Origin of the sequence: Afipia sp. 1NLS2, from assembly GCF_000178995.1 — a bacterium.
Lineage (GTDB): Bacteria > Pseudomonadota > Alphaproteobacteria > Rhizobiales > Xanthobacteraceae > Afipia.
Genome location: NZ_ADVZ01000001.1, coordinates 1,261,051 through 1,275,894, shown reverse-complemented (window position 1 = coordinate 1,275,894; position 14,844 = coordinate 1,261,051). Strand labels below are relative to the sequence as shown.

At 54.4% G+C, this 14,844-nt stretch carries 17 protein-coding genes; 15 read left to right on the top strand and 2 right to left on the bottom strand.

Annotated elements, in window-relative coordinates:
• Positions 1-35: 35 nt before the first annotated feature.
• The 3 genes from AFIDRAFT_RS06275 to AFIDRAFT_RS06265 are packed head-to-tail and all read left to right on the top strand — an operon-like array spanning position 36 to position 2,132.
• On the top strand, positions 36-767 hold the full coding sequence (locus tag AFIDRAFT_RS06275; protein WP_009338381.1) for a haloacid dehalogenase type II: 732 nt from the start codon (positions 36-38) through the stop codon (positions 765-767).
• A 58-nt stretch (positions 768-825) separates the two neighbouring features.
• The gene (locus AFIDRAFT_RS06270; protein ID WP_002718129.1) at positions 826-1,896 is read left to right on the top strand and encodes a ketopantoate reductase family protein; all 1,071 of its coding nucleotides are present in this window, start codon (positions 826-828) and stop codon (positions 1,894-1,896) included.
• Between the two features lie 8 nt (positions 1,897-1,904).
• A complete protein-coding gene (locus tag AFIDRAFT_RS06265) occupies positions 1,905-2,132 on the top strand; it encodes a DUF2798 domain-containing protein (protein WP_002718130.1) in 228 nt (75 codons plus the stop codon).
• Positions 2,133-2,206: 74 nt separating this feature from the next.
• On the opposite strand, the gene AFIDRAFT_RS06260 is transcribed toward AFIDRAFT_RS06265, so the two are convergent.
• Positions 2,207-3,139, bottom strand: a complete 933-nt coding sequence (locus AFIDRAFT_RS06260) for a LysR family transcriptional regulator (protein ID WP_002718131.1) — start codon at positions 3,137-3,139, stop codon at positions 2,207-2,209.
• A gap of 91 nt (positions 3,140-3,230) precedes the next feature.
• On the opposite strand from AFIDRAFT_RS06260, the gene AFIDRAFT_RS06255 reads away from it, so the two are divergent.
• From AFIDRAFT_RS06255 to AFIDRAFT_RS06235, 6 genes are read left to right on the top strand one after another with little or no spacing between them, the layout of a single operon-like run.
• Entirely contained in the window at positions 3,231-3,923 is a 693-nt protein-coding gene (locus AFIDRAFT_RS06255) for a glutathione S-transferase family protein (protein ID WP_002718132.1), read from the top strand.
• Positions 3,924-3,956: 33 nt separating this feature from the next.
• A complete protein-coding gene (locus AFIDRAFT_RS06250) occupies positions 3,957-5,159 on the top strand; it encodes a pyridoxal-phosphate-dependent aminotransferase family protein (RefSeq protein ID WP_002718133.1) in 1,203 nt (400 codons plus the stop codon).
• 54 nt (positions 5,160-5,213) lie between these two features.
• Positions 5,214-6,518: an MFS transporter gene (locus AFIDRAFT_RS06245; protein WP_002718134.1), complete on the top strand. Its 1,305-nt coding sequence runs from the start codon at positions 5,214-5,216 to the stop codon at positions 6,516-6,518.
• A gap of 47 nt (positions 6,519-6,565) precedes the next feature.
• On the top strand, positions 6,566-6,841 hold the full coding sequence (locus AFIDRAFT_RS19375) for a DUF2798 domain-containing protein (protein WP_349509552.1): 276 nt from the start codon (positions 6,566-6,568) through the stop codon (positions 6,839-6,841).
• Positions 6,822-7,064, top strand: a complete 243-nt coding sequence (locus tag AFIDRAFT_RS06240; RefSeq protein ID WP_156786851.1) for a hypothetical protein — start codon at positions 6,822-6,824, stop codon at positions 7,062-7,064. Before AFIDRAFT_RS19375 ends, AFIDRAFT_RS06240 begins: the two co-directional genes overlap by 20 nt.
• 15 nt (positions 7,065-7,079) lie before the next feature.
• A complete protein-coding gene (locus AFIDRAFT_RS06235; protein WP_002718135.1) occupies positions 7,080-7,775 on the top strand; it encodes a glutathione S-transferase N-terminal domain-containing protein in 696 nt (231 codons plus the stop codon).
• A 139-nt stretch (positions 7,776-7,914) separates the two neighbouring features.
• Here the strand turns inward: AFIDRAFT_RS06235 and AFIDRAFT_RS06230 are convergent, their stop codons facing one another.
• The gene (locus AFIDRAFT_RS06230; protein WP_002718136.1) at positions 7,915-8,967 is read right to left on the bottom strand and encodes a molybdopterin-dependent oxidoreductase; all 1,053 of its coding nucleotides are present in this window, start codon (positions 8,965-8,967) and stop codon (positions 7,915-7,917) included.
• A 90-nt stretch (positions 8,968-9,057) separates the two neighbouring features.
• On the opposite strand from AFIDRAFT_RS06230, the gene AFIDRAFT_RS06225 reads away from it, so the two are divergent.
• The 6 genes from AFIDRAFT_RS06225 to AFIDRAFT_RS06200 all read left to right on the top strand — a co-directional run bounded on the left by AFIDRAFT_RS06225 (position 9,058) and on the right by AFIDRAFT_RS06200 (position 14,826).
• Positions 9,058-10,392: an MFS transporter gene (locus AFIDRAFT_RS06225; RefSeq protein ID WP_002718137.1), complete on the top strand. Its 1,335-nt coding sequence runs from the start codon at positions 9,058-9,060 to the stop codon at positions 10,390-10,392.
• 82 nt (positions 10,393-10,474) lie between these two features.
• The gene (locus tag AFIDRAFT_RS06220; RefSeq protein ID WP_002718138.1) at positions 10,475-11,416 is read left to right on the top strand and encodes a ketopantoate reductase family protein; all 942 of its coding nucleotides are present in this window, start codon (positions 10,475-10,477) and stop codon (positions 11,414-11,416) included.
• Positions 11,416-12,474, top strand: coding sequence for a tartrate dehydrogenase (locus AFIDRAFT_RS06215; protein WP_002718139.1), 1,059 nt, complete (start codon positions 11,416-11,418; stop codon positions 12,472-12,474). The genes AFIDRAFT_RS06220 and AFIDRAFT_RS06215 overlap by 1 nt, the downstream gene beginning before the upstream one ends.
• A 119-nt stretch (positions 12,475-12,593) precedes the next feature.
• Positions 12,594-13,289: a GntR family transcriptional regulator gene (locus AFIDRAFT_RS06210; RefSeq protein WP_002718140.1), complete on the top strand. Its 696-nt coding sequence runs from the start codon at positions 12,594-12,596 to the stop codon at positions 13,287-13,289.
• 57 nt (positions 13,290-13,346) lie between these two features.
• Entirely contained in the window at positions 13,347-14,345 is a 999-nt protein-coding gene (locus AFIDRAFT_RS06205) for a carbon-nitrogen hydrolase family protein (protein ID WP_002718141.1), read from the top strand.
• Positions 14,346-14,442: 97 nt separating this feature from the next.
• Entirely contained in the window at positions 14,443-14,826 is a 384-nt protein-coding gene (locus AFIDRAFT_RS06200; RefSeq protein WP_002718142.1) for a cupin domain-containing protein, read from the top strand.
• Positions 14,827-14,844 lie beyond the last annotated feature (18 nt).

The following is a 14,844-nucleotide window of genomic DNA, read 5'->3' as shown; positions in this document are numbered from 1 at the left end:
TCCATCCTGCTCCTAACAAAAAAAGGGGTCTGCCCGTGACTATCAAAGCTTTCGTATTCGACGCCTACGGCACACTTTATGATATCCAATCCGTCGCCGCCGTAACGGATGAGTCCTTCCCTGGCTATGGTGAGGTCATTACGCAAGTCTGGCGTATGAAGCAGCTCGAATATACGTGGCAACGCAGCATGATGCAGCGTTATGTGGATTTCTCTGTAGTGACGCGGGAGTCTTTGGTCTACTCACTAAAGCTTCTTGGCCTCAACTACGATCAGGCGGTGTTTGACCGCATCATGGACAAGTACGTTCATCTTGATCTCTATCCGGATGCGAAGGTTGCTCTCGATGCGTTAAAGCCGAACAAGCTCGCTATTCTATCGAATGGCAGTTCGGATATGCTGGGTCCTCTTGTGAAGAATACGGGCCTTGACCGCATACTTGACGCCACGATTAGCATCGACAGCGAGCGAATCTTCAAGCCGGCCCCTGCAGCTTATGCGCTAATTGAAAAAAGACTCAGGGTGCAGCCGAGCGAAGTGGTCTTCGTTTCATCAAATCCGTTTGACGTTGTGGGCGCCAAAGCCTTCGGTCTTAACGTTGCATGGATCGAGAGGGTGACGCCGGAGGCGATGGCGGCGGAAGTCAAACCGAATGCGCCAATCTATCCTGTGACGATGTTCAAAGCGATCCGTACCCAGATGGATGAGCTAGGGTTTCAACCAGACCATCGCATCCATACGCTGTCGGAACTAGCAACTGTAGTTTAAGCGCAAACGAACTAGCAGCCCTGGTTGCAAAATAAACGACGTATTCTGGGAAATATTTATGTCTAAACGCAACATCCTGATCCTCGGAGCCTCTTACGGCTCACTGCTGGCCTCGAAACTTCTGTTCGGCGGCCATAACGTCACGCTGGTGTGCTTGCCGGCGGAGGCCGATCTCATCAACGCGGAAGGCTTTCGTGTGCGAATGCCGATCCGCGGCCGCAAGGACGAGATCGAGATCGATTCCCGGAAATTGCCGGGCAAGGTTTCGGCCGCCGGTCCCGCCGACGTGAACCCCAAAGACTACGACCTGATCGGTCTTGCGATGCAGGAGCCGCAATACGGTTCTCCGGGCGTGCGCGAACTGCTCGATGCCGTCGCGAAGTCGCGGGTGCCGTGCATGTCGATCATGAACATGCCGCCGCTGCCCTACATGCAGCGCATCCCAAACCTCGACGCCGGGCCGTTGAAGCCGGCCTACACCGCGCCCGAGGTCTGGGCGAATTTCGATCCGGGTAGGCTGACGTTGTGCAGTCCCGACCCGCAGGCGATCCGCCCGCCGGAGGAGAAGGTCAACGTCCTGCAAGTGACGCTGCCGACCAACTTCAAGGTCGCGCGCTTCGATGACGAGGCGAGCAACGAAATCCTCCGCAATCTGGAGCGGGACATCCAGGCGATACGTTTTGACGCACCGGAGGGCAAGATCGAGCTCCCGGTGAAGCTGCGCTTCCACGATTCGCTGTTCGTGCCGCTCGCGAAATGGGCGATGCTGATGGCGGGCAACTATCGCTGCATCACGCCGGACGGCATGCGCACCGCGCAGGAGGCGGTTCACTCCAATCTCGAGGAATCGCGCTCGATCTACAATTTCGTGGTGGATGTCTGCGTGAAGCTCGGGGCTTCGCGCGACGATATGGTGCCGTTCGAGAAATATGCCGCGGCGGCGGAAAGTCTGTCACGCCCGGCCTCCGCCGCGCGCGCGCTCAACAACGGCGCGCCGAACATCGAACGGGCCGACAAGCTGGTGCAGTTGACGGCCCGCGAGATTGGCATGAGCCACCCCGTGCTCGACGCCATCGTGGCCCTTGTCGACAAGCGTTTGGAGGCGAATCGGAAGAAGGCTGCGGCTTAGGGCAAGCGATGTTGGTCCCACGTAAATACAGTCATTACGTCTTTGGGATGATTCAGTCGGGGGTCACGAGTGGCTTGGCTGCCGGCGTGGCCACGTTCGGTTATCAGGGAGAAAGACTCTTTGCGCACTGGATGAAGTCTTGGCTGATTTCTTGGACCCTGATGGTGCCCTTGGTGCTATTCGCTGCACCGGCTATTCAGCGTCTTACTTTGACTCTGACGCGGGAGAGACCTTAGCGGACATTGGCAGGCTCAACCGTGGGACAAATTTTTAACCCGACCGCGACGTTTCTAACGCTAAACACCATGCCTCATTTTTTCCGGGCCATGCCTCCTTTTGTTTTTCCCTTCGTGTCGCTTCCAAAGAGCTCAAAGAGTGTCTGCCAGACCACCAGCCCAGCTGGAGACAGTGATCGGTCCCTTCTTTTGAAAAGCAGAATATTCCGACTCGTTTGAGGGCGCATCAGCGGTCGGGTGGTTAAGGTAGGGTGACTGTCGTAGGGCGCCACCATCTCTGGGACGACAGCTACGCCAAGGCCAGCCTCCACCATTCCCAGGACGGAGCTCGGCTGAGCAAGTTCCAGAACGATATGCGCGTTAATCTTCAGGCGCGCGAGAGTGTCAATAATTTGCTGTCTGCTACCTGAGGTATTGTTCAGCATAACAAGCTGACGATCGCCCAGTCGAGGCCACGGAATAGCGCGCTTTTTTGCGAAAACATCATCGCGACGACAAACCACTAAGAATGGATCGTTCATGAGCGTATGAATCTCAAGATCAGATTCTGCAATGAAGCCGCTGGAGATTCCAAACTCAATCTCTCCGCGTACTACCTTTTGAACGACTTCCTTGGCAGCGACGTCTTCTATTGAAAAAGAGACGTTCGGCCATTTCGTCGAGCAATATTCGATGCACCTTGGCATTAAGCTGCGTGCAATTGAGGGTACACAGGCCATTGCAACTGTGCCTCGGTGCTGAACCCCAATATCGCGCAATTCCCGCAAAACAGTGTCGAGTTCATTGAGTAAGCGGGCGCTTGTTGCCACTAATGTTTCACCAACGGACGTCAACCGGACCTGTCGTGTTGTGCGGTCGAGCAGTTTAACACCTAGTTCGGTTTCGACTTGCCGGATCGCAAGGCTTACGGCGCTTTGCGACGAGCCAATGTCTTCAGCTGCGCGGCTGAAACTGCGGTGTCTGGCAACTGCCAAAAACACCTTCAGCTGACGTAATCCGACATTCATAATAAAAACTCATGAGTTGATGCGATCTTTCAATTTTACATTGAAATGACCTCATCATTCAATGGAGGTTCTCAACGAAGCGAGATACCTCATGATCGATACACTGACTCCAAGTAAGTCTCCTCAGACTTCTCATTCAAAATCAGCAGCCCCTCTTCGCGTTCTTGGACGTTCAAACTCCTTCAACGTTCGCAAGGTTTTGTGGGTCTGCGACGAAATCGGAATCCCGTTCACGCGAGAGGATTACGGCCGCGGCTTCATGCCGACTGACACGCCGGAGTTCCTCGAGCTTAATCTGACGGGTCAAGTCCCGGTGATTATCGACGGCGATCGCGTGATGCGGGAGTCGAACACTATCGTTCGCTATCTCGCCGCCAAACATGGCGCCACCGACCTGTACCCAGAACATCCGGCTGGTCGGCAGGCGATCGAGGAGTGGATGGATTGGGTCGCATACGACGTCACGCATGCACTTCGCGGAGCATTTCTTGGCGGTCAACTAAGGGAAGCCCCGTACGATCATCCTTGGTACATCGAGCAAGGCCAGAAAGAGCTCATTCACGTTATGGGTCTCTTGAACAAGCACCTCTCGGAGAACGGGCCCTATGTGATGGGCGATCGCTTTACGATCGCAGATATTCCCGTGGGCCTAGTCGTCAACCGCTGGTTCAACCTCACCCATCCCGGTTTGAAACGGCCGGATTACCCCGCTGTCGCTGCTTATTACGAACTGATGACGGAGCGGCCAGCGTTCCGCAAGCACGGCCGAAACGGGCTGCCGTAAGCGTAGTGGTTATCAGCGATCTGGGAGGAAAACATGAAACATATGCCGGGACGTCATTTTCTACAAATTCCGGGGCCGACGAATACGCCTCTACCCATTCTTGCAGCGATTGCAAAACCAACGATTGATCATCGCGGTCCAGAGTTTGGTGAACTCGGCCTGGATGTTCTGAAACGTATCCGCGGCGTGTTCAAGACGAAGGGGCCCGTCATTATTTATCCCTGCTCTGGAACTGGAGCTTGGGAGGCGGCACTCGTCAATACGTTGTCCGCTGGCGACCACGTGCTGATGTATGAAACCGGATGGTTCTCCACTTTATGGAGCAAGATGACTTTGGCTCTTGGTTTGAAGCCCGAGTTTATCAAAGGTGATTGGCGAAGCGGCGTTGATGCAAAGGCGCTCGAATCTGCTCTTCTCGCCGATACAGCGCACAAGTTCAAAGCGGTGGCAGTCGTCCACAATGAAACCTCCACGGGTGCTGTGTCTAATATAGCGGCGGTACGAAGGGCCATCGACAACGCCAAGCACCCGGCATTGTTACTGGTTGACACTATCTCCTCGCTTGGATCGATCGACTTTCGTCATGATGAGTGGGGTGTGGATGTCACAGTTGGTGGTTCGCAAAAGGGATTGATGCTTCCGCCAGGCATTGCCTTCAATGCGATTTCGAACAAAGCGCTGGAGGCGTCGAAGCAGGCAAAGTTGCCCCGCAGCTTTTTGGGCTGGAACGAGATGCTCGCAGCCAACGCAACCGGCTATTTCCCTTACACACCATCCACGAACCTCCTTCAGGGGTTGAAGGTCGCGCTCGACCTGATCGAAGAAGAGGGGCTCGACGAAGTGTTCGCTCGGCATGACCGTGCTGCATCGGCGACACGCCGCGCGGTTGAGCATTGGGGCTTCGAAATTCAGTGCCGCAATCCGGCCGAGTATTCATCGTCGCTAACGGCGGTGAGACTGCCTGAGGGTCATTCCGCTGACCGGTTACGCAAGGAAATTTTGGAGCGAACCAATACTTCGCTGGGTAATGGACTGGGAATTCTTGCGGATCGAGTATTCCGCATCGGCCACCTTGGCGACTTCAATGCGGCCTCGGTGCTGGGCACACTTGCGGCCGTTGAAGTCGGTCTGAAGGCGACCGGAATTCCCTACCGATCTGGAGGTCTCGATGCCGCCATCGAGACTCTCAACGGAAATCTTCCTCCGAGCAACAAAATGGGAGAGGCGGCCGAGTAGTCGGCCACCTTCTGCAATGCATTTGAAAATCAAAAATATGTCGGGAGAGAAACAATGGCTATTACGCGGGAGGCGGAAGGTGTAGCGGCAAATGCCGCATCACCAAGCTCATCCATAAGTGCTCATACCCTGGTTACGACGCTTCTCTGCATTCTCTTTGCGATTATGTATCTCGACCGGGTGAATATCTCTGCTGCCGCCGCCTCTGTGAAGGATCATTTTTCCCTCACGAATGCGGAAATGGGCATCATATTCAGCGGATTTTCTTGGGCCTACTTGGCATCGGTCCTATTTGGCGGCTGGGGCGCGAGAAAGTTCGGCGCCAAATCAACTCTGATTGTCTGCGTGATCGTCGTCGGCATCGGAACGATCGCGACGGGACTCGCAGGCGGTCTTATAACTCTCTTCGTGGCCAGACTTGTCGTTGGATTGGGCGAGGGTCCTGCGTTCCCCGCGGCAACTCAGGCTATGCGGAATTGGTATCCCCCCGACCGCTTCGGCTATATCCAAGGCATTACGCATAGCGCTTCGCGCCTTGGAGCGGCACTTGCTCCTCCCATCGTGGCTGCGCTGATCATTTGGGCAGACTGGCGGGTCTCTTTCGTCGTGTGCGGGACCAGCGCGCTCATTTGGTGCTTTTTTTGGTGGTCGACTTTCCAGGATGATCCCAGAACTCACCCGCGTGTAGATCCCCGATGTCTTGAAGGTCTCACAGTCTCACTGCCCAATCGTCGCGCCAAAACGCCGTTATGGGTTCTCACCAAGCGTATGTTTCCGGTAACGCTGGTGATGTTCGCGTACGGTTGGACGTACTGGGTGTTTGTATCTTGGCTACCGCTTTACTTCGTAAACCAGCACGGGACCAATCTAAAAAACTCAGCACTTCTGACGAGCGCTTTGTTCTTCGCCGGGCTCATCGGTAACACCGTAGGAGGCGTCGTATCAGATCGAATCCTACGAAAAACGGGACGCAATCGGTTGGCTCGATGCAGCGTGATCGCCGTATCTCTCGTTGGAGCCGCTGTTTTCATTACACCAACGATGTTCATCAACGATTTGTACTACGTCGTCCCATTGCTAGCTTGTGCAATGTTCTTTCTCGAGCTGACGATTGCACCAATGTACGCCATTCCGATGGATATCTCGAAAGACTACGCGGGCCTTGGAAGTGCTTACGTGATCATGGGCGTTGGCATTTCCGGTATCGTATCGCCAGTGGTTTTTGGCTGGCTTATCGACCGTACGGGAAATTGGAATGTGCCTTTTGCGTCGGGCATTGGGATCCTGCTTGCCGGAAGTTTAGCGGTCATTCTGCTGCGGCCTGATGTGCCGCTTATTATCTCTCCGTCGAAGGAATAGATGCTGGTGTCAAACGGCCTGGCCGCTCTCTACAAAATGAAGCCCGCATGCTGTTTCGCAGAAGCCGAGTTGCGCACTACATGAGGAAGTTGTCGAGTGGGCTTGGTCATTTCGTCTACGGGATGATTCAATCTGGAATAACCAGCGGCGTCGCGAGCGGTATTGCGAGTTTGAATGCACTTGAAGAAGGGGGCTTCTTCACTCGGTGGTCTAAAGCATGGTTGATATCCTGGATAATCATGGTGCCATTCGTGTTACTTGCGGCCCCTCTGATCAGACGCCTGACTCTTCTCGTTGTTGCTGATGATGCGCCTCGAGTTTGATTTACGAGTATTGCAAATGAGACGAGTGAGTTATTTGAAGTTAGTTAAAGCTGCCGATGAGGCTGGGATGGAGCAGTCGATGAAAATGGATATTTGCGACTCGCCAATCAAAAACGAAACGACGCGGCGGCTACGTGTCGTTTCTTCGGTCTCATCAGAACAAGGCGGACAGAACGTGATTGATTTGGCCGAAATATCAACTGATCCAATCTGGGACTATTGACTGCAGGTGGCGACGATGATCGATCTCTATTATTGGACCACGCCAAACGGGCATAAAATTTCGCTTTGCCTTGAAGAAATGGGCCTGCGTTATTTGGTGAAGCCCGTAGAAATCGGGAAGGGTGAACAATTCAGGCCTGAGTATTTGGCGATTTCACCGAACAACAAAATTCCAGCCATTGTCGATCATGATCCGATTCATGGCGGTGAGCCATTGGCCTTGTTCGAATCTGGCGCGATCTTAATTTATCTTGCAGAAAAATCCGGCAAATTTCTGCCGACTCGGACCTGCGAACGTTTCGATGTCCTGCAATGGCTAATGTGGCAGATGGGTGGGCTGGGGCCCATGGCCGGGCAGAACCATCATTTCGCAGGATATACTGCTGAAAGGATTCAGTATGCGATCGACCGCTACGTGAACGAGACTAATCGACTATACGGAGTCTTAAACAAGCGCTTGTCTGAGAGAAAGTTCGTCGCAGGAGAATATTCGATTGCGGATATGGCAATCTATCCATGGATCGTTCCCTATGAGCGCCAGAGCCAGAAACTCGACGATTTTCCATATCTGAGGCGATGGTTTGAAACGATCAAGGCGCGGCCCGCAACTATCCGGGCGTATGATGTTGCGAAGAGAATAAATCCCACAAATGCGCCGACAGTAAATGAGCAGTCTAAGAAAATTCTATTCGGACAGACCGCCTTGAAATGATGAACCTCGGCGAAGAGCGAGCCTATCTTCTGCTGGTTTCAAGATGTTGATGAGCTAACCTGCCGGCGCAATTTCTCTCTGGCGGTGTCACAGGCTCGACTCCTTGTGTTCTTGGCTCGCGCAAGACGTCGGCAGAAAACTACCCTATCGCCACCATCACATAATAAATTGCATTGCGTGCCTTATCCACCGGTTGGCTGAGGCCTCGTTTATCGAACGCGCGTGAGGCGAGAGAATAAGATCCGACGTTGGCGGGGCGCCATGAAAATGTAAAGCGGCGCCATGCCCAGCCGGCTTCAGGCTCAAGTTCGGCTGCAGCCCAGTGGTTTCCTCCGTCAACGCTGACTTCCACCTGCGCGAGACCGGCACCGGCCCAGGCCCAGCCCCAAATCGCTATGTTGGTTCTTTCCAGCTTATCCTGTGGCGATGGCGATACGATGACGGATTCTGGCGGAAGCTCCCAAAGCGGTGTGGTGCCACCCAACGGGTAATCAGCGTTTGGGGGTATAGGATCATTATAATATTTCGTAGTGTAAGGACCGTCGGGCCGTCGGTCTGAGAGCTCGAGCCTGTAGAGCCATTTCACCAAGTTCGTGCCGTAGTAGCCGGGAATGACGAGTCGCAACGGAAAGCCGTGTTCTTGGTCCAGCGGTTTTCCGTTCATTTCATAAGCAAGAAGGATATCGCCCGCAGCGAGTCTGTGGAGCGGCATGTCTTTCAAATACACGCCCGATATCACGTCTTCGAAAACACCCTTATCGACTCCGAACGACCACAGGAAGCTGGCTTCCCGCTTGACTCCTGTCTCGTGGAGGAGGGAAGCCAAATCGACTCCGCCCCATACGACATTGGCGTAGCGACGGGTTGCAATGTCTGGTCTCAATGGAAATCCTGCGCATTCATGCAGTGCTGTCACCGTGCGCTTAGGCAGGGCGGAAAGCTCTGAATGATTCCAGCGCCGTGGACGCTCCACAAGGCCAGCAATATCAAGCCACCAGTCCTGAGCTTTGGCGCGCGGTACGCCAACATGGCCTAATATGAATACGTCGTCGTTCGGTGTTATCCGCTCCGTAAGTTGATGGGGCTGCAATGGAATATGGCGAATTGTGCGGTCTGGTCGAATCTCTTCGATAACCGGCCGGTCATGCTGAGCCGCCCTGATTTCGTCCGGGGTGGGGTTTCTCCCCTTCAATATATGCTCCTTACCTAAAATCTGACATGTTAGTTTGACATTGAAGGATCCTCATGTCTAGCTATCGATTGCCAATAGGGAGGTATGAGCATGGTTAGTGCAACGGATGGGGCCGAAGTCGTTAGGGTGACGGATCGGCAGCGACTAATGGCCGTATTCGCGTCCTGTTTTGGCTGGTCGCTGGATCTTTTCGATCTTTTCGTTTTGCTTTATGTCGCGCCGGTGATCGGAAAGTTGTTTTTTCCCTCCACTCACGCGACGCTTTCGCTGGCTGCAGTTTATGCGTCCTTTACGGTAACACTGCTGATGCGTCCGGTGGGGTCGGCAATTTTTGGCAACTACGCTGATCGGCATGGCAGAAAATCTGCGATGTTCGTCGCGGTGTCCGGCGTCGGCCTTGCAACGGCGGCCTTCGGTCTGCTTCCGACGCTGGCCCAGGCCGGCGTTTTCGCTCCTATCCTTTTCCTCGTTCTGCGCCTTGTCCAGGGCGTTTTTGTCGGCGGCGTCGTTGCTACGACTCATACGGTTGGGACGGAATCGGTTCCTGAGCAATGGCGCGGTGCGGTTTCCGGATTGGTTGGTGGGGGCGGCGCCGGCTTGGGTGCGCTTATGGCGTCTCTGGCATTCTGGTTTGCCACGACACTTTTTCCCGGTTCGGACTTCGATGTCTGGGGTTGGCGGGTGATGTTCTATTCAGGCATTCTCAGTTCTGCCTTGGGTCTTCTGATCTTCAAATACCTTGAGGAATCGCCGGTTTGGCTTGCCGCAAGCTCGCGTCGCGCAGCGGCGCGAGGATCGCAAAAGGCAAAATCCCCGGTCGGGGAACTGTTTTCAGGGCCGCTTCGAAACACCTTGCTGATCAACCTCCTTATTACTACGGGCGCTGGTTCAGCGTATTATGTAACGTCCGGCTATTTGCCGACCTTCCTAAAGGTGATCAGCAAAATACCGAATTCTTCGATATCGGCTATTTTGATCGGTTCGGCCCTCATTGCGACAATCAGTGGACCCATTGTCGGCTTCATCAGCGATTTGATCGGACGAAGGGCGACGTTCCTCGCAGTCGGATTGCCGGGTCTTATTCTGCTGCCGCTGATGTATCTGTGGATGGCCCAGACACAGGACGTCACCACGATCGCCATTTATGCGTTCGTCATTTCGTTCTTCGGTAACGCGGTGCTCGCGCCGGTTCCGATCTTTCTCAATGAGCGCTTCCCAACGGCGCTCCGAGCGAGTGGCACGGGCCTGTCCTGGAATATCGGCTTTGCGCTAGGGGGGATGATGCCGACGGTCGTCTCGCTCGTGAGCCGCGAGACAGCGAATATCCCTATGTCACTCGCGATATTTTGTTGTGGGGCCTGTGCGCTATTTGTGGTCGGGGCGCTTGCTGCTGGCGAAACAAAGGGCGCGAGACTGGACGAGTGAGCTTTTCAATAACATGCCAAATTGACATGTTAATATCCACGATATAGATCAGCTTAGCTAACGGAATTCAGGAGTTGTTTTTATGCGCATTCTTTGCTTAGGCGCGGGCGCCCTCGGCGGCTATTTCGGCGGTAGACTCGTAGAGAGTGGAGCTGACGTCGAATTTCTTGTACGTGAAGCGCGAAAGGCGCGAATTACGACCGATGGACTCCGGATAGAGAGCAAGTATGGAAACTGCCATCTGAATGTCAAAGCGGTTACCGCGAATGAAGCGAAGGGCCAGTACGACATAGTTCTGCTGACGTGCAAGGCGTATGATTTGCCTGGCGCGATTGCGACCATTGCTCCATTTGTCGGGTCGAACACCGCCGTGCTGCCGTTGTTGAATGGCGTTGCGCATATGGAAGTTCTGAACGAAAAATTTGGACGCGAACGAGTTCTAGGTGGCGTAGCGAAGATTTCGGCGACACTCGCGTCCGACGGCACGATCAAGCATCTCAACGATTGGCGCTACATCACGATGGGTGAGCAAAACGGGGAGATGAGCGACCGCGTTCTCAGTCTCAAGGCGGCTTTCGATAAAACCTCCGTCCTTGCGACGGCAGTTCCAAACATCATGCAGATGATGTGGGAGAAAGTGGTCCATCTCTCGACCGTCGCGGGGATGACATGTGCAATGCGCGCCAGTGTCGGCGATATTGCGCGCACGCAGGATGGCACTGCAATGATGATACAGCTTCTTGAGCGGAATGCTGAAATCGCAGGGCGCGAAGGGCATGCACCATCAGAGGCATTTCTGGCCGAGTACCGTCAGTTGTTTCATGACACGTCGTCGCTCTACATGGCCTCGATGCTGCGTGACATCGAGCGCGGCGGCTCGATCGAGGCTGATCATATTCTTGGTTTCATGCTGAACAAAGCCAAGCACCACGGCGTCGATTTCGTGCTCCATCAGTTCATCTTCGTTCATGTTCAGGCTTACGAACAGCGCCGTGCGGCACTGCAGGCAAAGGCGGTGGCGTAATGGCCAAGACTTATCGGATCGCGGTCATCGCTGGGGACGGAATTGGCAAGGAAGTGATGCCGGAAGGCATCAAGGTCATGGAAGCTGCCGCAAGTAAATTCGGCATAGGTTTCCAATGGGACGAACTGGACTGGTCTTGCGAGAGATTTAATAAGACCGGGCAGATGATGCCGAAGGATGGACTCAATCTCATCAAGGAGCATGACGCTATTTACCTGGGAGCCGTCGGTTATCCAGGCGTCCCTGACCATGTCTCCCTTTGGGGGCTGCTCATTCCGATTCGTCGTGAATTCGATCAATATGCCAACGTTCGGCCGGTGCGCCTGATGCCTGGTGTGCGCAGCCCGCTTGCGGACCGTACCTCTAAGGACATCGATATGGTGATCGTCCGCGAGAATACTGAAGGCGAGTATTCGTCGATCGGCGGCGTCAAGGATGAGGGCGGTGAGAATGAGCGCGCGGTTCAGGAAAGCGTCTTCACCCGCAAAGGCGTCGATCGAATCCTGAAATATGCCTTTGAGGCTGCAGGAAAACGGCGTCAGCACGTTACGTCAGCGACGAAGTCGAACGGCATCGCGATCACTATGCCGTACTGGGACCGACGGTTCGCGGCTATGGCCGAACAATACCCAGCCATCAAGACCGCCCAGTACCATATCGACATTTTGACTGCGCAATTTGTTCGCAATCCGCAATATTTTGATGTTGTGGTGGGATCCAACCTGTTCGGGGACATTCTTTCCGATCTGGGTCCGGCCTGTGCGGGCACAATTGCCATCGCGCCAGCGGCCAACATCAATCCGGAGCGGAAATTCCCATCGATGTTCGAACCTGTTCACGGTTCGGCACCGGATATCTACGGCAGGAAAATCGCCAATCCGATTGGCCAAATTTGGTCCGGGGCTATGATGCTTGAGCATCTCGGTCATCCGGAGGCTGGTGCGGCTGTGGTGGCTGCAATCGAGACGGTTCTGCGCGAAGGGCCACATAATCCTGACTTGGGGGGCAAGGCCTCGACCGAAGAGGTGGGTTCGGCAATCGCGGCTGCGATTTCTTGAGGTTAACTCGCCACTTCCCGAAATCCGGCGATTGGCTTACGGTAGGATTTATTCGAAAATGAATTCATATCGAATTGTAGCCAGGAAGCTGGCGGGATTACGGAGGCAGTAGGATCCAGATGTTGCAGCGAGCCCCAAATAGCGAAAGGGACTTATCGGCGGCTGACCTTGCTTACGGTGGCATTATCGATCTGGTGTTGAACAGCGAATTGCGGCCAGGCGAACGCACTTCTGTCAACCTTCTCGCCGCGCGTCTGGATATTGGCCGTACCCCCGTAAAGGAGGCAATTACGCGTCTGCAAACGGAAGGTCTGCTCTCGGTAGCGGGCCGAAGCGGAACCATGGTCAATCGCATTGACCGCGAGCAGACCCAGCAGCTTTTCGCCCTGCGTCGCGCGCTTGAAGATTTTGCAGCAGAGGGGGCGGTGGAGAATGCGACCACTAAGGATATTTCCGAGATCAGGAAGTGTCTTCAGAAATTGGGAAGATCGAACACCACTGCGGAATTTGTGCGTGCGAACGTCGAATTTCATTCGCTGATTGTCGCGGCCGCAGGAAATCCGTTTCTGGTTCGATTCTTTTCACAACTTCAAATTCAATTGCAAATCGTCACATATCTTTTGCGTAGAGGATTTGACAAGAAAGCTGCCGATGCGCGTCATCGTGAACATGAGACGATTGTTAAGGCGCTCGAGAAGCGTGATGCCAAGGTGCTGAAAAATGCTTTGCGTACGCATGTAATGACGACCGAGAGCGCCATCCTGGCTACGCTGACTGACAGCGAGAAGCGGGAAAGAACATTGCGGCGCAAATAGCGTTGCGTTTATCTAAATTGACATGTCAGGTTGAAATGTTACGCTAGGTGAATGACAATGAATAAATTGACAGACAACGATACGCAGGCGCTGAACCGCCTAAATATGCAGGCCGAGCCGAAGTACTTGGCGGCCTGTGTTCAGGCTGCGCCGGTGGCTTTCGACCTGCAGAAAACTCTCGAAAAAACGCAGGATCTTTCCGCCGATGCCGCGCGGCAAGGCGCGAAACTTGTTCTGTTTCCCGAGGCATTCGTCTCGGCCTATCCGCGCGGTGCGAATTTCGGCGCGACAATTGGCGCTCGCACCGCCGAAGGACGGGAGATGTTTCGGCGCTATCATGCGTCGTCGATCGATGTGCCGGGGCCGGCGGTGGAAGTGCTGGCAAGTATAGCCAAGCAAAATTCCATTCATCTGGTCATCGGCGTAATCGAGCGCGATGGCGGCACCTTGTATTGTACCGTTCTCACGTTTGCGCCCGATGGACGCTTTCTTGGGAAGCACCGCAAGCTAATGCCGACAGGATCGGAACGGTTGGTCTGGGGCTTCGGTGATGGTTCGACGCTTCCGGTCTACGACACTGAAATCGGAAAGCTTGGCTCGGTCATCTGCTGGGAAAATTACATGCCGATGATGCGGGCCGCTATGTATGCGCAGCGCATCCAGATCTATTGTGCGCCCACGGCGGATGGCCGTCCGACATGGGCTCCTTCGATGCAGCACATTGCGCTCGAAGGGCGCTGTTTCGTGCTGTCGAGTAACCAGTTTTGCCGCCGCAGCGATTATCCTGTCGACTATCCGTCCGACCTGCCGATGGAGGCTGATGCGATCGTCTCGCGTGGCGGAAGTTGCATCGTCGATCCGTTGGGAAACATATTGGCTGGGCCCTTATGGGATCAGGAGGGCATCATCACCGCAGAGATCGACGTCGCACAAGTGACGCGCGCTCTCTACGATTTCGATCCAGTTGGACACTACAGCCGTCCCGACGTTTTCTCATTGAACGTCGACAAAAATGAGAAGCGTGCAGTTAATTCAGTCGTCGCGGGCATTGATTGAGGCCTGCCTGAAAATGAAGCTGCTGATGCTCGCAATATCGGCTTGTAACTGACATGACAAATTGAGATAGCAGTTCTCATCACGGGGAGTGGAATATATGAGCGGTCCGTCACTTGTTTCTGTCAAAGACGTATTGGAATCCGTCGGTCACAATGCGCACGGCAATTGTTCCAAGGCTGTCCTGCATCAGGTTCCTGAGTCTGAAACCAGCCTGTTCAGCGTGCATCCGGGTGAAAAGCTCGCGCGCCACATCCATACCAGGACCTGGGATCTATTCATGGTGATCTCGGGGAAGGGCGAAATTCGTTACAAGGGCGAGGAGGGCGAAGGTGTGGTGCCGATGCCGGCGCGCGCGTTCTGCGCAATGCCTCCCGGCTACGAACATGAAGTCTGCAATCTAAGCGATACAGAGCCTTTCAGCTTTCTGCTGATTCATGCGCCGTGGACTGGCTACGACTTTGTGAAGACGAACAAGAGCTAAGGAACTTTCCTTCATCGA